The organism is Pantoea dispersa (genome assembly GCF_014155765.1).
GTDB lineage: Bacteria > Pseudomonadota > Gammaproteobacteria > Enterobacterales > Enterobacteriaceae > Pantoea > Pantoea dispersa.
On sequence record NZ_SCKT01000004.1, the window covers coordinates 140,370 to 160,619 of the forward strand.

At 56.5% G+C, this 20,250-nt stretch carries 17 protein-coding genes and 1 tRNA gene; 6 read left to right on the forward strand and 12 right to left on the reverse strand.

Features of this window, described 5'->3' with window-relative positions; translation table 11 throughout:
- The first annotated feature begins 87 nt into the window (after nucleotides 1-87).
- Entirely contained in the window at nucleotides 88-1,311 is a 1,224-nt protein-coding gene (gene deoB, locus H7K56_RS13945) for a phosphopentomutase (protein WP_021507655.1), read from the forward strand.
- A gap of 34 nt (nucleotides 1,312-1,345) precedes the next feature.
- Nucleotides 1,346-2,059 (forward strand): purine-nucleoside phosphorylase, encoded by a 714-nt coding sequence (gene deoD, locus H7K56_RS13950; RefSeq protein ID WP_021507654.1) that lies wholly within the window; start codon nucleotides 1,346-1,348, stop codon nucleotides 2,057-2,059.
- Between the two features lie 291 nt (nucleotides 2,060-2,350).
- On the opposite strand, the gene H7K56_RS13955 is transcribed toward deoD, so the two are convergent.
- The 4 genes from H7K56_RS13955 to H7K56_RS13970 all read right to left on the reverse strand — a co-directional run bounded on the left by H7K56_RS13955 (nucleotide 2,351) and on the right by H7K56_RS13970 (nucleotide 7,419).
- Entirely contained in the window at nucleotides 2,351-3,574 is a 1,224-nt protein-coding gene (locus H7K56_RS13955) for a hypothetical protein (protein ID WP_150361214.1), read from the reverse strand.
- Nucleotides 3,574-5,952, reverse strand: coding sequence for a TcfC E-set like domain-containing protein (locus tag H7K56_RS13960; RefSeq protein ID WP_249042735.1), 2,379 nt, complete (start codon nucleotides 5,950-5,952; stop codon nucleotides 3,574-3,576). The genes H7K56_RS13955 and H7K56_RS13960 overlap by 1 nt, the downstream gene beginning before the upstream one ends.
- 193 nt (nucleotides 5,953-6,145) lie before the next feature.
- A complete protein-coding gene (locus tag H7K56_RS13965) occupies nucleotides 6,146-6,634 on the reverse strand; it encodes a CS1 type fimbrial major subunit (RefSeq protein WP_150361218.1) in 489 nt (162 codons plus the stop codon).
- Nucleotides 6,635-6,666: 32 nt separating this feature from the next.
- Nucleotides 6,667-7,419, reverse strand: a complete 753-nt coding sequence (locus H7K56_RS13970) for a hypothetical protein (protein ID WP_249042736.1) — start codon at nucleotides 7,417-7,419, stop codon at nucleotides 6,667-6,669.
- 302 nt (nucleotides 7,420-7,721) lie between these two features.
- Between H7K56_RS13970 and mrdA2 the strand changes: the two genes are divergently transcribed.
- A complete protein-coding gene (gene mrdA2, locus H7K56_RS13975) occupies nucleotides 7,722-9,611 on the forward strand; it encodes a peptidoglycan DD-transpeptidase MrdA2 (protein ID WP_150361220.1) in 1,890 nt (629 codons plus the stop codon).
- Here mrdA2 and H7K56_RS13980 read toward each other — a convergent pair whose 3' ends face one another.
- The 5 genes from H7K56_RS13980 to H7K56_RS14000 all read right to left on the reverse strand — a co-directional run bounded on the left by H7K56_RS13980 (nucleotide 9,612) and on the right by H7K56_RS14000 (nucleotide 13,916).
- Nucleotides 9,612-10,322, reverse strand: a complete 711-nt coding sequence (locus H7K56_RS13980; RefSeq protein ID WP_021507652.1) for a GGDEF domain-containing protein — start codon at nucleotides 10,320-10,322, stop codon at nucleotides 9,612-9,614. It abuts the gene before it with no gap.
- Entirely contained in the window at nucleotides 10,319-10,705 is a 387-nt protein-coding gene (locus H7K56_RS13985; RefSeq protein WP_104188050.1) for a DUF1987 domain-containing protein, read from the reverse strand. Before H7K56_RS13985 ends, H7K56_RS13980 begins: the two co-directional genes overlap by 4 nt.
- 6 nt (nucleotides 10,706-10,711) lie before the next feature.
- Complete coding sequence (locus H7K56_RS13990; RefSeq protein WP_058774864.1) at nucleotides 10,712-11,263, reverse strand: SiaB family protein kinase; 552 nt, start codon at nucleotides 11,261-11,263, stop codon at nucleotides 10,712-10,714.
- Nucleotides 11,264-11,273: 10 nt separating this feature from the next.
- Nucleotides 11,274-12,497 (reverse strand): SpoIIE family protein phosphatase, encoded by a 1,224-nt coding sequence (locus tag H7K56_RS13995; RefSeq protein ID WP_141496221.1) that lies wholly within the window; start codon nucleotides 12,495-12,497, stop codon nucleotides 11,274-11,276.
- Between the two features lie 93 nt (nucleotides 12,498-12,590).
- Complete coding sequence (locus tag H7K56_RS14000; RefSeq protein ID WP_150361222.1) at nucleotides 12,591-13,916, reverse strand: methyl-accepting chemotaxis protein; 1,326 nt, start codon at nucleotides 13,914-13,916, stop codon at nucleotides 12,591-12,593.
- A gap of 193 nt (nucleotides 13,917-14,109) precedes the next feature.
- On the opposite strand from H7K56_RS14000, the gene H7K56_RS14005 reads away from it, so the two are divergent.
- The 3 genes from H7K56_RS14005 (at nucleotide 14,110) to H7K56_RS14015 (ending at nucleotide 15,843) form a co-directional block, all read left to right on the forward strand.
- Nucleotides 14,110-14,185: transfer RNA gene (locus H7K56_RS14005), tRNA-Phe, on the forward strand.
- 504 nt (nucleotides 14,186-14,689) lie between these two features.
- Nucleotides 14,690-15,409, forward strand: coding sequence for a hypothetical protein (locus H7K56_RS14010; protein ID WP_249042737.1), 720 nt, complete (start codon nucleotides 14,690-14,692; stop codon nucleotides 15,407-15,409).
- 14 nt (nucleotides 15,410-15,423) lie between these two features.
- On the forward strand, nucleotides 15,424-15,843 hold the full coding sequence (locus H7K56_RS14015; protein WP_150361224.1) for a hypothetical protein: 420 nt from the start codon (nucleotides 15,424-15,426) through the stop codon (nucleotides 15,841-15,843).
- A gap of 63 nt (nucleotides 15,844-15,906) precedes the next feature.
- Here H7K56_RS14015 and H7K56_RS14020 read toward each other — a convergent pair whose 3' ends face one another.
- The 3 genes from H7K56_RS14020 to celB form a co-directional block, all read right to left on the reverse strand.
- On the reverse strand, nucleotides 15,907-17,967 hold the full coding sequence (locus H7K56_RS14020; RefSeq protein ID WP_150361226.1) for a 2Fe-2S iron-sulfur cluster-binding protein: 2,061 nt from the start codon (nucleotides 17,965-17,967) through the stop codon (nucleotides 15,907-15,909).
- A 14-nt stretch (nucleotides 17,968-17,981) separates the two neighbouring features.
- A complete protein-coding gene (locus H7K56_RS14025; protein WP_058759678.1) occupies nucleotides 17,982-18,593 on the reverse strand; it encodes a glutathione S-transferase family protein in 612 nt (203 codons plus the stop codon).
- A gap of 162 nt (nucleotides 18,594-18,755) precedes the next feature.
- Nucleotides 18,756-20,111, reverse strand: a complete 1,356-nt coding sequence (gene celB / locus H7K56_RS14030) for a PTS cellobiose transporter subunit IIC (RefSeq protein WP_021507630.1) — start codon at nucleotides 20,109-20,111, stop codon at nucleotides 18,756-18,758.
- Between the last annotated feature and the right edge of the window lie 139 nt (nucleotides 20,112-20,250).

Genomic DNA, 20,250 nt, shown 5'->3' on the forward strand with positions numbered 1-20,250 from the left:
ACTGCGTGCCAGGCAGCGGCCGTTCGGGTATACTGATCTGATCGCTTTTTTTTGACTTGTCATCGCGCTATGGCGCAGGAGACTTGCATGAAACGTGCTTTTATTATGGTTCTCGACTCCTTCGGGATTGGTTCCAGCAAAGACGCCGATAAATTCGGTGATGAAGGATCGGATACGCTCGGCCATATCGCCGAAGCGTGCTTTGAAGGCCGCGCCAATGAAGGCCGCGAAGGTCCGCTGCATCTGCCCAACATGACCGCGCTCGGCCTTGGCAAAGCGGCGGAACTCTCTACCGGCCGCTTCCCGCCGGGACTGGATCCGCAGGCGGAAATTATCGGCGCTTACGCCTACGCCAGCGAACTCTCTTCGGGCAAAGATACGCCGTCCGGCCACTGGGAAATCGCCGGGGTGCCGGTGCTGTTTGACTGGGGCTATTTCAGCGACAAAGAGAACAGCTTCCCGCAGGAGCTGCTGGATACGCTGGTAAAACGCGCCGATCTGCCGGGCTACCTCGGCAACTGCCACTCCTCCGGCACGGTAATTCTCGACCAGCTGGGCGAGGAGCATATGAAAAGCGGCAAGCCGATTTTCTACACCTCGGCAGATTCGGTGTTCCAGATTGCCTGTCATGAAGAGACCTTTGGCCTCGATCGCCTGTACGCGCTGTGTGAAATTGCCCGTGAAGAGCTGACCAACGGCGGCTATAACATTGGCCGCGTAATCGCGCGTCCGTTTGTCGGCGATAAAGCCGGTAACTTCCAGCGCACCGGTAACCGTCACGATCTGGCGGTCGAACCACCGGCACCGACCATGCTGAAAAAGCTGGTGGATGAGAAGGGCGGCGAAGTGATTTCAGTGGGTAAAATCGCTGATATCTACGCGGAGCAGGGCATCACGCAAAAAGTTAAAGCCACCGGTCTGGATGCGCTGTTTGACGCCACCATTGAGCAGATGAAGAAGGCGCCGGACAACTCGATAGTGTTCACCAACTTCGTCGATTTTGACTCGACCTGGGGCCATCGCCGCGATATCGCCGGTTATGCCGGTGGGCTGGAGCTGTTTGACCGCCGTCTGCCGGAGCTGATGGCGCTGGTGAAAGAGGGCGATATCCTGATCCTCACCGCTGACCACGGCTGCGATCCGAGCTGGCATGGCACAGAGCACACGCGCGAGCACATCCCGATTCTGATCTACGGTCCAGAAGTAAAACCGGGCTCGCTGGGTTACCGCGATACTTTCGCCGATATCGGCCAGACCATCGCCAGCTATTTTGGCCTGTCCAGCATGGACTACGGCAAAAGCTTGCTGTAAAACAGCCACCACTTTTTGATAAGGAAGAACAACAATGGCAACTCCTCATATTAATGCCGAAATGGGCGATTTCGCGGACGTGGTGCTGATGCCAGGCGATCCGCTGCGTGCAAAACACATTGCCGAGACTTTCCTCGACGATGTGGTCGAAGTGAATAACGTACGCGGCATGCTGGGCTTCACCGGGACTTACAAAGGCCGCAAAATCTCCGTGATGGGCCACGGTATGGGTATTCCATCCTGCTCGATCTACACCAAAGAGCTGATCACCGATTTCGGCGTGAAGAAGATCATTCGTGTGGGTTCCTGCGGTGCCGTGCGTGCAGACGTGAAACTGCGTGATGTGGTGATTGGTATGGGTGCCTGCACCGATTCAAAAGTTAACCGCATGCGTTTCAAGGATCACGATTTTGCCGCCATCGCGGATTTCGACATGGTGCGTAACGCGGTTGACGCGGCTAAAGCGCTGGGCGTGGACGCGCGCGTTGGTAACATCTTCTCCGCTGATTTGTTCTATACGCCGGACCCGCAGATGTTCGACGTGATGGAGAAGTACGGCATTCTCGGTGTGGAGATGGAAGCGGCCGGCATCTACGGTGTGGCGGCAGAGTTTGGTGCCAAAGCGCTGACCATCTGTACCGTGTCGGATCATATCCGTACGCACGAGCAAACCACCGCGGCAGAGCGTCAGACGACGTTCAACGATATGATTAAGATCGCGCTGGAGTCGGTGCTGCTGGGGGATTGATTTTCCTCGCTTTTCCTTCGCCCTCACCCTAACCCTCTCCCGCGTGCGGGAGAGGGGACTGATCGAGCAACGGTTAATGCTTGCGCGCGGGAGAGGGGACGATCGAGCAACGGTTAATGCCTTCTCGCTGGAGAGCGCAAGCCGCGCGGTCAACGATTTCTCCCGAAAAGGGCGGAAACCACAAGCCGCACGTTCAACTCCCTCTCCCGGTGGGAGAGGGGCGGGGTGAGGGCATCAGTAAATATCCATGACTACTTGAGCAATAAAGTTGCCTCCAGCCCTGCTACCACCTCAATCCATCTGGCTATCAATGACCAATGTCACCGTACCGCGCCAGGTCGAGCCCGGCTCTTTTACCATCTTCTCCACCGCAGTGCGGCGTACGCGAAAATCCAGTTTCGCGCGTCGTAAGGTAATGTATTCCGAAGGCGGGTCGATGGTATGCCCTTCGCTGCGCGTATCCAATGGAGTCGCGATAAGCAGTTTTCCTCCCTGAGTAAATCCTGGCAGCGTCAGCAGCACATCCAGCGGTACGCTGGCACCGGTCCGGGTATTTTGCAGGCCGCAGGCATTGCCCTGCGGGAATTCGCACTGCATCCATATCTGAAAACTGCTGCTGGAGGCGAGGGTAAAAGGTACCTCTTTACTTAGTTCGTCTGGCGTGCGACCTCCGTTAACCCACTGGTGCCAGCCGCCTTTTGCTGCCAGACGCACATTTTCACTGCCGGGGGCAAAGCGATAGTGGAAGGCGTGTTTTACGGTGGCTTTAAGTATAAATCTTATTTCAGTTTCACCGTTGTAGTCTGCATTACCAATACCTATGGCTTTATTTTCTTGCTTATTTGAAATTTTATAGGTTATCTCACCATCATAATCGCCACTGACTAATATTAGTGGGTTTGGTAGTTCGAGGTAATATCCCAAAGAAAAGCTCTCCACCTGGACCTTACCTTTAAAAGGGGACGCTTGATTCAGCCTTGTATAACAACTAAGCATTTTTTCCGGGAGGCGCCAACCAGAAATAACATAATCAGGTGTAGATTCAGCTCTAAAGTTTGTACAGCCTCCTACTGGGTGATGAATAGTCCATGCCGCTTGTCTGAGGTCTCCGTCCTCATTATTTAGCCTCTTATAGATAATCCCAATATTTGATAAGCGAAATCTGGCTTTCGTTTTTATATTAGGATTATCATGTTTTATCAGCTCTATTTCTTTAAATTCCCCATCAATGGATGCAAAAAAATGATCCTCATTAGGCTCTGCATAAGTATCAAGGTCTTTATAAGGATTAAAGCCAGGGATTTGAATCATAGATTCACCTGGCCTGCAATAGCGTTGACACTCTGAATTTACTGGTGTTGTATTTGTAAATTTATTATTATTGGGCTTGTTTATATCGGCGATAAATTCCGCTGTGAGCAGTAAATCTCGTGCATGAGCAACACTTATGAGCATTAGTAAGATACAAATGCTTAACGAGTAAAATAAGAAATTTTTAACCGGAAATCTAATCATTAGTGGTTTTTCTCCTCTGCTTCATTCTGCATTGCAGTCAGTGCCGTCTCGCCGCAGGAAATATTGCCAGCAAAAATCATCTCCTGTTGTTTCTGCGCCGCCGGGTTCAGATGAATTTCACACTGCACGCCAGAACGGTGTTCAATACTCACCACCGGGTTGCGCTCGTGCAGCTCCAGGGTAAACAGCCCGTTACTGTCAGTTAAGGTACGGCCTGCGTGGTTGACGACATAAGCGCCATCCAGCGCTTTGCCGTTGCGGTCGACCAGACGGCCCACTACCGTCACGGTTTTCATCACCCGCACTTCATGAGTGCTGACGCCACCGCGGATCTGGTGATAATCAATGTACTCCGGCTGAATTTTCAGTGCCGGTGCGTCGCTGCCAGGGAAATCAAGCTGAACGGTGCCAGGACGCCACGCGTCTACCGGAATAAAATTCCGTCCCGCTTTCAGTGGCGTTGAGCCGCTCTGGTGCAGGGCAACCAGCTGTGCCTGCGGATCATCAGATTTCACATCAACAATCAGCCCGGCGGCTTCCTGGTAAGCCGCCTGTTGCGTCATCACGCCTTTGCCGCCGGCTATCGCGATCACACTGCCGGTATTGATACCGCCAGACAGCTGTCTGTTGAGTGTCGCGCTTTGCGCCCAGAAGCTTCCTTCTGCCAGCGATGAAACAAAGCGGTTATAGGTGCTGGCCCCGGCGCCATGTTTATCTGCCGTGAGCGTCGCGCTGGTGCTGCGAATCACACTGTTCTCTGCCCACTCCTGATTCAGGGAGGCGGAGGTGTAAAGATCGCGCGTGCCGTTGGTGTCGTTGCGGCTGCCGATGCTGACGTTGGCGTTGCGCCGCGTTCCGCCCAGCGGGAAGCTGGCGCTCAGGGTAATTCCGCGATTGCGTGTATGGTTTGTTTCACGATAAGGGCGATCAAAACCTGACAAACGCCAGTTCACCGTGGTATCGCCCAGTGTGGTGCGGGTGCTAAAGCCTAAATCAACGCCCGGTGTGCCACCGCGGCTGTGATGGGCAATACGGCCTGTCAGGCTGTTTTCATTATTCAGGCGCCAGGCCGCGGCCAGGCTGGTGCTGTAGTCGTTGCGGCGGTAAGGCGAATAACCTGACTCACTCTGCTGGCGGCGATACCAGCTGCGGTTATGGTTCAGCGCCACCGTTGCCTGCTGTTGCGTCCAGGCAGCCTGCAGGTCCAGCCCATATCCGTTATGATCGTCGCGCCAGGCATTGCTATAAAGCTGCAGAGCATTATGTGGCTGCCAGTCCAGCGAAACGGCACTTTTGCGCGCATTGCCTATCTGTTGCAGTGCCACACCGGCCGTGGCTCGGGGGTGTAACAGATAGTTAAGACTTACGCCGCCCGCCACTTTTTTCTGCTGTGTCGTTTTATCGCTGTTCCACAATGTCTGCTGCTGGCCTACAAACACGTTATAGCGCAGACGTTCCGCGGGGTTGCGCCAGTGCGTGGGTTTATTGATGGTTTCTGTACTACGGCTGGTTTCACGTCCGTCTTCAATGATACGAATCTCGACTTCATAGATACCCATGGGTAACGAGGTGGTATCCAGCGTTTGCAGACCAGGTTCCACTGGCTGGGTATTCAGTAGTGTGCCGTTACGGTAAATCTCCGCAATCCCTTCGCGGTTGGCCGTCACATAGACCGGGTACAGGCTTGCCGAACCGTTGTCTTTCATTAGCGTCTCGCTACTGCCGTACATGACACCGGCCACGGTATTGAGCCCGCCCGCAGGCAGAGAAGGCTGACGCACTAAACCGAGGCTAACGCTGTCTGGCGTAAATAAACCGGTACGCAGGACATTACGGCGAAATTCGCGCTGGGCATAGAAGGCGGTTACCGCATGGCGCATTGGCGCATCATCCTGGCTGCTGCGATCCAGTTGCAACTGGCTGCTGAGTGTCCATTTCGCTATTGCCGCGTCAAGGCCGCCGTTCCAGCTCAAGGCTGACGCCTGGTTTTGCCCGGCAGTCGCATTGAGCTGATTATTCATAATCAGGCTGGCAGCATTTTTTTCTGGCAGGCTGTACCACTGGTCATCACTGTTTTGGTCCGCCTGAGCGGTAATTAGCACCAGACGGGAATCATTGAGGTGATAGCTGATGGCCATCAGCCCATGGTTACACGCGATTTCGCAGGTGGCGATTTTCTGCGGCGCGGTGAAAATTTGCAGCCAGCGCTGGCGCTCGCTTTCACTGAACTGGCTGTCTGTAGCATCGGTAAAATTGATGATGCGCACCTGCTCATCTTCCGACAGCGTGATCATGGCATCGCCCAACACTTTACCGTCCAGCATCACTCGTGCTGAGAGCGGCGTGTCAAAAAAATGCGCACGAAATTCCTGAGGCATAGCAGCAGCCTGTTCCCTCAGCGTTGGGGTAGTTTGCTGTGCCTGGGTTGCCAGGCCTATCGCGAGCGTAAGCAGGCTGATCGCAGGCAGAAAATGAGTGCGTGACATGGGATACAGATCCATTTAACCATCAGAAAAATAAAGAGAGGTCTCCCTCTCTTTATGCTTTTCAAACGTTATGCCAGTGGCGACATTATGGTTTAGGTACAGTGTCAAAAATCATGGTGACGGCGCCCATGTAGGTCCCTGCCGCCGGACGCGCACCTTTGGTTTTCTGGCTCACGGTCATAGTGGCGGTTTTCTCCACGGCGGCTTCCGTCGCGGTGTACAGCTCTACCGCAGCAGCAGCAGTAAGTGGGAGTGGCTTACCAGCAATTTTGATATCCAGATCAATGACATCTGCACTGGCTGAAGAGGTCAGCGCTGGCTGGCCGTTCAGGTAGGCTTTGATGCCACCGGTGCTATTTTTCATTTTCATTTGCAGGTTGAGGTCGCTCAGTGAAAGGCTTGCCTCGTTCCAGCCCATTTTCTGCGTCTGGCCATCCCAGCCGTTTAACGGGGTGACGTAGAAATTGTTATCAGGAATAACCGCTTCGACGTTGAAATCCACCTGCGGAGCAGCGATCGCGCCGCAGGTAACGGCCAGCAGAGCAGAGGCCAGAGCAATATTTTTCAGTTTCATTTGGTGTTCTCTCCAGAACGTGTGTGTAAAATCTATTTCCCTGTATTCAGGGCGCTTTTCTGACTACCCTCAACCAGAGTGTATTGCCAGATTTGGTCAGGCTGCGCAGTTCTCAGCAGCTGACGACCTGGTCGCAATTGCGTACTGCTGCCGTTGCCGCATAGTTTGGTTTTAACCGAGCAGGTTTTTAAATCATCGATAATGATCGAGCTGTTACCATTATTAGTAATTTTCAGTTGTGGGCCGGCGCCTTCAATTTTGCTGCTGAATTGCACATTATTTGGTTGTACGGTCAGAATGGTACCGAACCCGCTTAAGACGGTTACGCCCGCGTTAATTTTGTCGCGGTAATCATTCAGTTCTTTCGTCGCCAGACCAAATTCTTCCTTATTTTCCGGCACAACCGGGATATAGCGCACCCGGTAATAACGTTCACGCTCGCGCGAACCGGTAAACACCAGTCGGTTGGTTTGCATGCCACCGGCAGGGATAATCAGGCGCGGCGGGGTTGAGAGCAAACCTGTGCCGCGTCCGTTAACAATCGCCTCTGCGTCCAGCGGTTGCTCGGTTATCTCACCGTCACGGTCAAATACCATTTCGGCAACCGTGACACGCACAAACGCCGTTGAGTCACCGTGATTGTGAATACGTTTTGCCAGGGTGTTTTTACCGCCAGCTATAAACTCATTAAGTGCGCCGACATTAATCGCGGGAGCCGCAAAAACCTGTGCAGTGGTCAGCGTGCTAATAAGCATTAGCGTGCATTTAATATTCATTGCTATCATTCACATTCCATCTTGACGGTATTTAATATCAGTTTGTGGTTCTTCAGATATTATTCCCGTGTAGGCATTAAGCGTTAAGGTGTCTTGCTTCAATAGGATCATCTTAACGGTGCTTTTGAATTAATCCGGCTAAGACCGGTCTTAAATCCCTTATTGCTTTCAGGCTGAGGCTGGCATTAAGTACGACGGTGCCTTCGCCGACATCATCTGACACACTTTTACCCAGGCTTGTGCATCTTCCTGCTGGCTCTGCGGCGATCTCTCCCTATCATTAGCGTGATAATGAAGAGACTAAGCCCCTGATGAATTTCCGCAATTTCGAAGCCGAAGAGAAACTGTTTGTGCGCCGCGCGCTGGTGGCGTTTGCCCTGGTTGTTATCTGCTTCACCATTCTTGGCATCAACCTGTATCGCTTACAGGTGGATCAGCACAGCTATTACCAGACGCGCTCTAACGAGAACGACATCAAAATGATCCCCATCGCGCCAACGCGCGGATTGATTTTCGATCGCAACGGCATCCCGCTGGTGCGCAACGTCACCTGGTACGACATCCTCGTCACGCCGTACAAAATCGACAACATGCAGGCGACGCTGAAAGCGCTGACGCCCATCGTCGATCTGACACCGGATGATATCGACACATTCGAGCACGAACTTAAGCAGAGCAGCCGCTATAAGCCGGTGGAGCTAAAAGCCGAGCTCACCGATGAAGAGGTGGCGCGCTTCTCGGTCAATCAGTTCCGCTTCACCGGCGTCACCATCGATACCTATCAGGATCGGGAATACCCGTACGGCGCCGATCTGGCGCACGTGGTCGGCTACGTGTCGAAGATTAACGACAATGATTACAAGCGGCTTAATGCCGAGGGCGTCGGCGAAAACTACGCCGCCGACCATAACATCGGCAAGCAGGGTATTGAGGGCTACTACGAATCCCTGCTGCACGGCAAGACCGGCTATCAGGAAGTGGAAGTGGATAACCACGGCCGCATCGTGCGCGTGCTGAAAGAGGTGCCGCCGGTGGCGGGCAAAAACATCTGGCTGACGCTGGATCTGCATCTGCAGCAGTATGTGGAGAGCCAGCTGGCCGGGCAGCGTGCGGCGGTGCTGATTGAGGATCCGCACGATGGCGGCGTGCTGGCGATGGTCTCCAGCCCAAGCTACGATCCCAACCCGTTCGTGAAGGGCATCAGCTACAAAGCCTATAAAACGCTGCTGCAGGATAAAAACCTGCCGCTGATCAATCGCGTTACCCAGGGGCTGTATCCACCGGCATCGACGGTAAAACCCTACATGGCGATGTCGGCGCTGCTGAGCAAAGTGATTACGCCGGGCACCACCTTCTTTGGCGCGCCCACCTGGACGCTGCCGGGCACCGATCGCAAATACCGTGACTGGAAAAAGTCCGGCCACGGCATGCTCGACGTCACCAAAGCGATTGAAGAGTCCGCCGACACCTTCTTCTATCAGGTGGCGTTCATGATGGGCATCGACCGCATCCACAGCATGCTCAGCCAGTTCGGCTACGGCAAACCTACCGGTATCGATTTGAATGAAGAGTATGCCGGGCTGCTGCCGAGCCGCGAATGGAAGCAGAAAGTGCATAAACACTTGTGGTATCAGGGCGATACGGTGTCGGTGGGCATCGGCCAGGGCTACTGGATTGCCACGCCGATTCAGATGGTGAAAGCCATGGTGGCGCTGATCAATAACGGCCGGGTGATTAATCCGCACCTGCTGGCTAAAGCACAGCGCGGCACCTGGCAGCAGGTTTATCAGCCGACCGCGCCGCAGCCGCAGATTGGCGATGCGAAATCACCGTACTGGTCGCTGGTGCGCCACGCCATGTTTGGTATGGCTAACGCGCCTAACGGCACCGGTTATAAATATTTCCATACCGCGCCGTACGGCATCGCCGCCAAGTCCGGTACGTCGCAGGTGTTTAGCCTGAAGCAGAACCAGACTTACAATGCGAAAATGATCCCGGTGCGCCTGCGTGACCACATTTTCTATACCGCCTTTGCGCCGTTTAACAACCCGCAGGTGGCGGTGGCGCTGATTCTGGAAAACGGCGGTAACGAAGGCATTACGGCCGCGCCGGTGATGCGCAATATCCTCGACCACATCTTCCTGCCGCCGCCGGATAACAGCGTGCCGATGCAGACGGCCAGCACCGCGCAGGTGCGCTGATCAGCGGAAAAATACCCGGTTGCGGCCGTGGTGTTTGGCATCGTAGAGCGCGGCATCGGCATTGCTGTACAGCGTGTCAAAATCGGAGCCTGGCTTGCCGTAGCTCACGCCGAGGCTGGCGGTCACCAGTTGCTGCGGCAGCACCGCGAGCGGCGAGGCGTTAAGCGAGGCGTGGATCGCACCGGCGACAATCACCGCGTCGGACAGACGATAGTGCGGCAGCAACACGGTAAACTCTTCGCCGCCGATGCGGCCAATGCTGGCACCGGCCGGGCAGTGCGCCTGAATGCGCGTCACCAGTCCGCAAATCACCTTATCGCCCATCGGATGGCCGTATTCGTCGTTGATCTTCTTGAAGTGGTCGATATCCAGAATGATCAGTGCCGCCGGACCGCTCTCCAGCGTCTGGCTGATGCGCTGAATAATCGCGCCGCGATTCCACACCGCCGTTAGCGGATCGTGGCTGGCTTTGTACTCCAGCTCCTGCGCCAGCTGGTTTAACTGCTCATTCACGCGGTTCAGCTCGCGCTCCGCGCGATCGCTGCGGGAGATGAGCCGCCAGGTTTCGCGCATCAGGCGCTGATAGTGGCGATTCAGGTGCAGCAGCGCCTCGCGGTAATCCTGCGCGCTCAGCGTGTTTTGCGCCGCCACATGCTGTGAGCGATTCAGCACCTCGCTCTCTTCACGGAACAGCTCGTTGAGGTCCATCATGACGCCAGTTCCGCCTGCAGATTAACCTGCAGATCGGTAAAATCCAGCGCCAGTTCCTGACCAAACTCTTCCGCGATGTCATCTTCCGCATCAAACAGCCAGTTCAGCGTGACGCGCTGACCGCGCTGCGCCAGCTGGTTGAACTGATCGAACAGGCTGAACAGCATTTTGGTGCTGGAGCTGTTGAAGTAGCGCAGCGCGATAGTGACGACCACGGCGTCGTTGTCGGTGGGTTGCCACTGCTCAAGGGCATCCAGCAGCGGGCGATAAAACGCCGCCGCGTTCTCCGGCCACGACTCGCCGCGCAGCGCAAACTGGCGGGTGGCAAAATCAAAACTCACTTCGGGCGTGCTCTCAGTGGCAGTGATAATCAGGTTTTGCATACAACCTCAATCCTGGTGAATGGTGGCTTTAAGCCAAAACGTGGCGTAGCCGCTGGCGGGCAGCGGACGCAGTTCATACTCCAGCGGCTCACTGACATCACGGGCAAGCGTCAGCAAACCGATATTGGCCCCTTTGCTGGTGGCGGGGCTCTCGGTGCGCAGACCGACACGGTAGGCCTGCTTAATTTCGTCGTTACTCATGGTACGCAGCAGATCGAGCCAGTCGCGCAGCTGCTCGCAGGCGGCCTGTTCGACCTGATTACTGCTCTCCAGCACGTAGTTATCGCCGTCCACATGCAGCGTTACGGTGCCAAAGCGAAAGTGCTGTTCGGCGTGGCTCAGGGTACGGCTGTCCTGCGAATAGCGCAGAATGTTCTGCACAATCTCGACAAAGCTGGAGAACAGCCGGCGGCGCACTTTTAGCGGGGCCTGCTGGTTTTCCAGAAACACTTTGATCACTTCACCCATCGCGGTGATGTTCTGCGGCGAAAAGAAGCCGGTATAGTGCAGCGCAACGCTGTCGGGCGGCAGGTGCGTGCCGGTGGAAGCTGGATGCATAAGAGGCTCGTTAATAACGCAGGCCAAACCAGGTGACGTCATCGCGCCGCGGCTGGTTGCCCTGCCAGTGAAGAAATGCCTGCGCAAACGCCGTGGAGAGCTCGGCCATCGGCAGGGTTTTATGTTGTGCAATGACCGTCTGAATCCGCTTTTTACCGAACATAATCTGCCGCGCGCCGCCGGGTTGATCGGTCACGCCGTCGCTCATCACCAGCAGCACATCGCCGGGCTGCAGTGTGCGCTGCTGCTGCGGCCAGCAATAGTCGTGCGGTGTATCGGTGTAGCCAACGCCGACGCGATCGGCCTGCAGCGCGGCGGCTTCACCCTGTACCGGCTGCAGCACCGCGTGCATGCGCGCGCTGGCCCAGCTCAGCTGATGGCTGGCCGTCTCCAGCCGCAGCGCAATCGCATCGCAGCCGTCGTTGGACAGCGAAGTCTGTTGCGAGGCGTTAAGCTGGCCCAGGGTTTGTTTGATGTGGCGGTTAAGCGCCTGCAGCAGGGCAGACGGCGTACGATGGTTGTGCTGCAGCGCACGCTCCAGCGCCGCATGCAAAATCACCGTCATAAACGCGCCGGGAATGCCGTGACCGGTGCAGTCGGCAATCAGCGCCAGCCAGCCGTGCTCGTCGCGGTGAAAGGCGTAATAGTCGCCGCCCACGCCGTCGCGCGGCTGCCAGTGCAGGCACCAGTCGCTCAGCTGCTGCGCCATCTGCTGCCGCGAGCGGTCCAGCATCGCGTCCTGAATCACCCGCGCGTAATCGATGCTCTGTAAAATCTGCTGATGCTGCTGCGCCTGCAAATCGGAGACGGTACGAATCAGGTCGATACCGAGGCCGATGCCAATATAGCGGCCCTGTTCAGTCACGATAAAACCATCGGTCACTGATTTATCCCCGCTGGCGACCACCTGCTGCGCGACCCGATCGAGTTCGGTTTCGGCATCGATCACCAGCGGTTGTTTATCCATAAAGGCGATACAGCTTTTACGATCGTACAGCTCGCGGAAGAACGGGCGCGTCATTTGCGACAGAAAGATGTGGCGGTTAATCATGCCGAACGGCGTGCCGTTTTCCACCACCGGCAGGCCAATCAAATCTTTGTGTTCGCTAAACAGCGCCATTACCGCCGTGTTGTCCATCGCTGGCGTGACGAACGGCACCGCAATACACAGCGAACGCGCGCGGGCACGACCCGTCAGGGCGCTAAGCCCGGTGCGGAAATCAGGCTGCTGCATGAGAAAGAGTCTGGCGTTGATTAGGAATAATCTTAGGTTACGGCACGGCGATGACACTTTTATGTCACCGCCGGCCCGCGCGCGACGCGGCGCTTACTGCGGGGCTTTTAGTGTATCGGCGACGTGGCTGATGGCGCGCACCACCTCACTGGAGCTGCCGCGAATTTCGGCAATCACACCGCCCGCCTGCTGCGCGAGCACTACGCCCTGATCGGCACGTTTCAGGTTCGACGCGATGCCTTTCTGCGCCTTATCCGCCAGCAGGTGGTTATGCCTCACCCGATTCTCGATTTCGCTGGTGGCGCGATTGATGTTCGCCGCAAGGGTGCGTACTTCACTGGCAACCACGGCGAAGCTGCGGCCATGCTGACCGGCGCGCGCGGCTTCCACTGCCGCATTGAGCGCCAGCAGATTGGTTTGATCGGCAATGCGGCGAATACTCTCCACGATGGCGCCGATGCGATCAGAAGAGTCGCTCAGATCATTGATATCACCAGAAATACCGTGCAGTTCGCTGGCCAGCGCATTGATATTCTGCACGCTGTTCTCAATCACCGCCGCACCCTGTTGTGTGCTTTCGCTGGTATGCAGCGCGGTTTGCCAGGCCTGCTGCGCTGCTTCGCGCTCCAGCTGGTTCTTTTCCACCTGCGCGGTAACGTCGGTGGCGAACTTCACCACTTTGTACAGCTCGCCGGCGCTGTTAAACACCGGATTATAGGTGGCGCGCAGCCAGACGGTGTTGCCCTGCTTATTGACGCGCTCGAACTGCCCGGAGATATATTCACCCTGATTGAGCTTGTGCCAGAAGCGACCATAGGCCTCGCTGGTGCGCATTTCGGGCGGACAGAACAGGCTGTGATGGCGACCGATGATCTCATCAGCGCGATAGCCCATGGTATTAAAGAAGTTATCGTTGGCCATCAGCACTTCACCTTTGAGGTTGAAGGCAATCACCGCCATCGAGCGCTCAATGGCGGCGGTCATGGCGCGCTGCTCCTGCGCATCCATGATGCGCGCGGTGATATCACTCGCCAGCTTGACGATTTTGATCACCCGGCCGTGGCGATCCTGCACTGGTACGTAGTTGGCTTCCAGCCAGATCGGACGGCTGTGCTTCGCCACGCGCAAAAACTTATCGCTGAAGCCTTCGCCGCGATTCAGACGCTGCCAGAACTCGCGATACTGCGGTGACTGCACCATATCTGGCGTGCAGAACAGGCTGTGATGCTGGCCGACAATTTCTGCCAGCGTGTAGCCCATGCGCTCCAGAAACAGCGCGTTAGCGGTGAGGATGTGACCATCAGGCGTAAACTCGACCATGGCGATGGCCTCCTGCAGCGAACTGAGCGTTGCGCTGCTGTGACTGCGTTTCTGCCACGCGAGACGCGACAGGATTCCCGATGTAATAGTGCTGAACATGGTGGACCTTATTATGGTTATGGGATGTCAGCACGGTTATCGGCGCGAGTGGCTAAAAATCCACCACTAAATGACGCGGTTGCGCAGGTTTTTACCATCGGGTCCGGCGGTTGCTGCAAAAGGCAGCAGTCAGCGGATTTTTACCGAAAAGCGTTTGACGGTACGGCGCGAGTAAGGTTTAATGCGCCCCGTTGCCCGGATAGCTCAGTCGGTAGAGCAGGGGATTGAAAATCCCCGTGTCCGTGGTTCGATTCCGCGTCCGGGCACCACTAACAATAAGGCACTGGTCAGAAAGAGATTTTCTGACGGGTGACTGAAAGAAGGTGGCGTTCCAGCAACATTCAGTGCAGAGTAAATGCACCATCCTGGTTTTAAGCCAACCTTCTGAAAGGGTATCAGTTAGCGCTGATACCCTTTTTTATTGGCGTTGATTGATGTTTCCCTTCATTCATCCATAATTCTTTCCAGCTGCTGCGATCATTTAAAATATCGTCCATCATCTTCTGCCGTATTTATTTAACTTCGCGGTGAAAGCCTGCTCGTCAGCGATTCAGATAACGAATAACCTGAAAATTACCAGAAACTGTTAGTGAATTCCCTAAAAGACAGGACAACGGCGAGTTCAGCAACTTGATAGGGGAACAGGTAACTTATGGCTAATGATGAACTGAAAAACCGGCCTCATGCATAAGTTGCAAAGCTAATTCATTGAGAAAGATTAGTTATAAGTATAATTCGGCTCTTGACTTCATTAAATAATTCGCGATTCTTGTATGCGGGAATTTGATTTATGGAAGAATGGAGAAGGTGTGATGGATATACGGATGCTGGATCCCGATGAGCCGGGGTACTTTTTCAACTTCAGGAACCCCCTGCCTCATAATGAGTATTATGCTGTAAAACCTCAGTTCATGCCTCCACATGGTGCGCGTCCAATTGTGGATGATGCTACAGGGCTGTGTATTGGTTACACGGTCGCGCAGGCTCCCGGACTGTGGCAGGTTTATGATGCGGATGGGCGTTTTACCACGCTTGAAGAAGCCCCGTTGCAAACCCCGCTCATTGATCCGCTAGATATTGCGCTGATTGCATTTGGTGTTTTTCGCCTGTTAAGTAGTGGTCGGGCGGTGCTGGATGTCGCTGCAGGTAAAAGCATAAGCAGTGTGTTAAGCGAAGCAACGCTGAATATGCTGCGGGGTCGCCTGAAGGTTGGCCTGTCCGTGCGGAATCTTAAATTTACGCGTACCACGGCCGCGCATATGGCCGAATCAGGCAGATATATTCCGGTCAATATACTGAAAAAAGCTATCCGCTATGGTTCACGAAGCCCTGATGCTCAAAAAATGCCCGGCATGTTTTTATATCGTATAAAAATGACCCGTCTGAAAAAGATTGTGGAGCATGATAAAATCAGGTATGTCCACAAAGAGTATACGTTACATGTTGTGGTCAGGGAACGGGACTGGACAATTTCACACTTCCATATCGACTGAGTGGCGGGACAGAAATGTTTGAGATCAAAAATGAAGATACGTTATTTCGCTTCTCATTTATCGAAAGAATTGAGGAACCAGAAGATCGCAGGCTGGATTTGATTATGTGCTGGCTGGAAATTGCTGGTTGCAGTATAAATCTGCAATGTCAGTGCGAACTGACGATTTTCGATCTTGAAAGCCTGCAGGAAATGTTATCGGAGTATTATGCATCCCTGTACAAAAATGGACGACCTAAGCCGGTACATTTCGCACCCAGAATGAAAGCGTTCACCTGCGAATTCAATGCTGTCGAGGGAAGTGATTTAATCGGTTTCAACTTCACTGCGACTCCCGCTATATATGATAGCTGGCAACTGACCGGCGGGATCGCTATTGATCAATCCTATTTCCCTGCGTTGATACAGGGAATCGAATCGATTCTGACCAACTGAGCGCGGGTAAGATGCCGCCCGCCCTGCAGCCTGCTGGTTCGATTGCATAGACGGGCACGCACCTCACAAAGCCAGCTGCACCGCCGCGTCCCCGTCTTCGACCTGCGCCGGCACCGCGCAGCAGATCAGCACTTCATCCTGCGCCAGCGTGATGCCTGGCCGGGAAGGGTAAGTCACCGCACCTTTCACCAGTCTGGTCTTACAGCTGCCGCAATGTCCGGCGCGACAGCTGTAGGCCGGGCTCAGGCCGCGCGCTTCGGCCAGCTCCAGCAGCGTGCCGGACTGCGGTATCCAGCGCGCTTCTTTCAGCGACTCTGTAAACACCACCGGCACCGCTTCGGTCGCCACCGACGGCAGCGCGGCGGGCTCTGGCACATTCTCCTGCTGACGCTGCAGCGACGACGGACCAAACGCTTCGGCATGAATACGCGCGTCGGCAATATTCAGGCCGCGCAGTCCGTCATACATCGCCTGGGTGAATGACGGCGGGCCGCACAGATAGAAATCGTAATCGTTGAAGGGCAGCACCTGCGACAGCAGTGCCATATCGATGCGTCCGGCAACGTCATAATCCACGCCCGCTTCGGCTTCGCCCGGCTGGCTGAGCACGCGTACCAGTTTCAACGCACCTTCGCTGGCCGCCAGCAGCGCATCGATCTCACGCGCAAACGGGCGTTCGGCCAGGTTACGCGCCGACTGCAGCAGATACACCGGGCGCATCCGGCGTTTGCGTCGGCCTTCATAAATCAGGTGACGCAGCATCGCCAGCAGCGGCGTGATGCCGACGCCCGCTGCCAGCAGCACCGCTGGCCGCGTTTCGTGTGCATCAATAGTGAAATCACCGGCCGGTGCGCGCACCTCCAGCCGATCGCCGACGCGCATGGCATGGTGCAGATACTGCGAGACGGCGCCGTCGCGCTTCACGCTGATGCGGTAATAACCGTCCGACGGCGCAACCGACAGCGTGTATTGCCGAATCAGCGGCTTAGCGCTGCCCGGCAGCGTCAGGCGGATCGGCAGATGCTGGCCCGCCAGATGCGGCAGCACGCCAGCGCCATCATCCGGCATAAGATGAAACGAGCGAATCTGCGCGCTCTCATCGACGGTCTGCGTGATGCGGAATGGTCGCCACTGCGCCGCCAGCTGCTGCGCCTGCAGGCGTTCGCTGGCGGACGGCCAGTCGCCGGTCATCAGCGAGGCGGGCGATACGCCGTCTGGCTGATCGGCCCAGCGCAGGGCGAGGGCCGCGCGCCGGCGCACGATGCGGCGCGCGCTAAAGCGCCACAGCCGCTCGGCACCCTGAAAGGCCACGATTTCGGCGGAATCGGTTATCACCGTGGCATCGCCGCTCATTTGTAATACATCGCCGCTGGCGTAGTCGATAAACAGCAGCCCGGCCTTGCCGTTGAGCACGATATTGCCGAGGGTGGAGAAGAACAGGTTGCCGTTGAAGTCCGGAATGGTCAGCACATCATCGGCAGCGATGCGCACAAAACCGGCTTTGCCGCCGCGATGCGAAACGTCCACCTGCCGGCGCGCCTGGTCGGCATAAGTGGTGACATAAAACGTGTCCGCCTGCCCGATGGCGGCGCGCGCGGCGTCATCCAGCGCGCTGAGCGTCTCAACCTCGCCCTGATAAGCCCTGCCGGGCGCATGATCGAAGCGGAAGTCGCGCAGCTGAATATAGCGCGGGCAGTTGCCAAAGCTCTGGTCGACCTGCACGCGCAGGCCGCCGCCAATCGCCGTCAGCACGCCGTTCATGCGGTTGCGCCGCCGCGTGTGCAGCTCGATGCCGAGCAGGCCCACCGGCGCGCCATCGGTCATCCCGGCGGCCGCCGGATCGCTGACGTCAGGGCGGGCCGCGATATCCAGCGTGGTGGCGTTGGGCGAGAAGATAAAACCGGGCTGGCCTTCCAGCAGCGTGGCCCAGGCATCACCCTGTGCATCAACGCTGCCGGCAACGATAAACGGCAGTTGCGCGTAAAAGTCACGATGCTGATCGGGCATGTAATCGCGAATCACGCGCTGCCCGACATCGGCCATACGTTCCGCTACGCCCGCCTGCTGCTGCAGCGCAATTTCGCCGTCATGCCATACCGGCAGCGTAATCAGTTTCTCGCCCATGATGCTGGCTCCTGTCAGGCGCGCAGGCCGGCGGCGGTCTGCGGAAAAGGCACAAAGCCGGGCAGCGCTTCAATCCGACGCAGCAGCTGATTCACCGCAGGGTAACCGGACATCTCGACATTGCCTTCCGGGGCACCGGCCAGGTAGCTATATAAAGCGATGTCAGCAATGGTGGGATGGTCGCCCACCAGCCACTCACGCTGGCTGAGATGGCTTTCCAGCCGTGAAAGAATCAGATGCGCGCGCGCCAGCACCTCTTCAGCATTAAATTTGGCGCCAAATACGGTAATCAGGCGCGCCGCCGCCGGACCGTAAGCCAGTTCACCGGCCGCTACCGACAGCCAGCGCTGCACCTGGGCTGCGCCCAGCGCATCTTCCGGCAGCCAGTCACTGCGGTTAAATTTCTTCGCCAGGTACACCAGAATGGCGTTGGAATCCGCGATGTAAACGCCTTCGTCTTCCAGCACCGGCACCTGACCGAACGGGTTGATGGCGAGAAACGCCGGGGTTTTATGTTCGCCGCCAGGCAGGTCGACTTCGACCGTTTCATGCGCTATGCCGAGCAGTGACAGCGCCAGCAGTGCGCGGTGAGCGTGGCCGGAGAGCGCTAAATTGTACAGTTTCATCATGCGGTTCCTCAGGTAGTGGCCGGGGTGATCCCGAGCCGTGGCCTAAGGTTCGCACAGCCGTATTGCTGACAGAATAGCCAGATCTGCGAAGTCATTATTGCAAAAAGTGGAAGGATGCGGCCGGGTGCGCAGCAGGGCGCACCCGGCAGAGGAAGTGGTTCAGGAAGGCACGACGGCGCTGCCGCTGGCGGCCTGCGCCTGCTGTTCGTTCTGCTGCTCTTCGCGCAGCTTCAGGCGATCCCACACGCGGAAAAATGGATAGTAGACCACCAGCGAAATCGTCAGGTTGACCACCTGCAACACCGTGCCGGAAATATGGCCGCCAGTGGCGAGATAGCCGCTGACGAAGATTGGCGTGGTGAAGGGCAGGGCGATGCCGGCTGGCGGCGCCACCAGACCACTGCTCATTGCCGCCCACGAGACAATCACCAGCAGCACCGGCGTCAGGATAAACGGCAGGAACAGGTACGGGTTCATCACCAGCGGAATGCCGAACACCAGTGGCTCGCTGATGTTGAACAGCGCCGCCGGCGCGGCGATTTTCCCCAGCTGTTTCATCTGGCGGCTGCGCGCGCGGATCAGCATAAAGATCACCAGCCCAAGCAGCGCGCCGGTGCCGCCGGGCGCAATCCATAAATCGTAAAACTGCTGGGTAAAGATGTGCGGAATCGGCTGGTTATGCTGAAAGGCTTCGAGGTTTTCACTCATGTTCGACAGCCATACCGGCTGAATGAACACCAGCACGATGGCATCGCCGTGCAGGCCGAGCGTCCACAGAATGCCAATCAGCAGCACCGAGAAAATCATCCCCGGCAGCGTGCCGCCGACGTGGTGCATCGGCAAACCAATCACCGTGGCAATCAGGTTGTTGATGTCATGGAACGGTGAGGCTTCAACTGCCAGGCGCAGCAGCAGTACCACGGCCAGCACGCAGAAGCCGGGAACCAGCGCGAGGAACGATTTCGCCACCGCCGGCGGCACGCCTTCCGGCATCTTAATCACCAGGTTACGGCTGTGCACAAAGCGGTAGATTTCGGTGGAGAGCAGCGCAATCACAATCGCCACGAACAGGCCCTGACTGCCGATCAGCGAAATCGGCAGCACGCCGGTGACCAGCTGCGCGGGCGCGCCTTCAACCGGGGCGAACAGCGTCTGCTGCGGAATGGTCATCACAAACGCCACCAGCGCCATCGCGCCGCTGGTCAGCGGGTCGAGCGTGCGATATTTCTCCGCCAGCCTGTAAGCGATGCCGAAGCTGGAGATCAGCGCCATGATGTCGTAGGTGGCACGCACCGGATAGAGCAGTTTATTGCGCCAGCTGTCGCCGAACAGGTCGGCCATCAGATGGCCCCAGGCCGGGATCGGCAGGTAGGCGAAGATCAGAAAAAAGCTGCCGATCAGCATGAACGGCATGTTGAGAATGATGCCGTCCCGCACGGACAGCACATGCTTCTGCCCGGCCACCTTGAGCGCGGCGGGCAGCACATAACGTTCGATGATATTACGGTTGGACATAGGGCCTCCTCGGGCACAATGGCGCAACAAATTAACAGGTCAATGCGTGTCACTTCGGCGCGGCAGCGGATACCTGCACCCGGCCGTCGCGGCGCAATTTATTGCGCGATGAAGCGCGCCGCGATGGCCAGAATGCGGT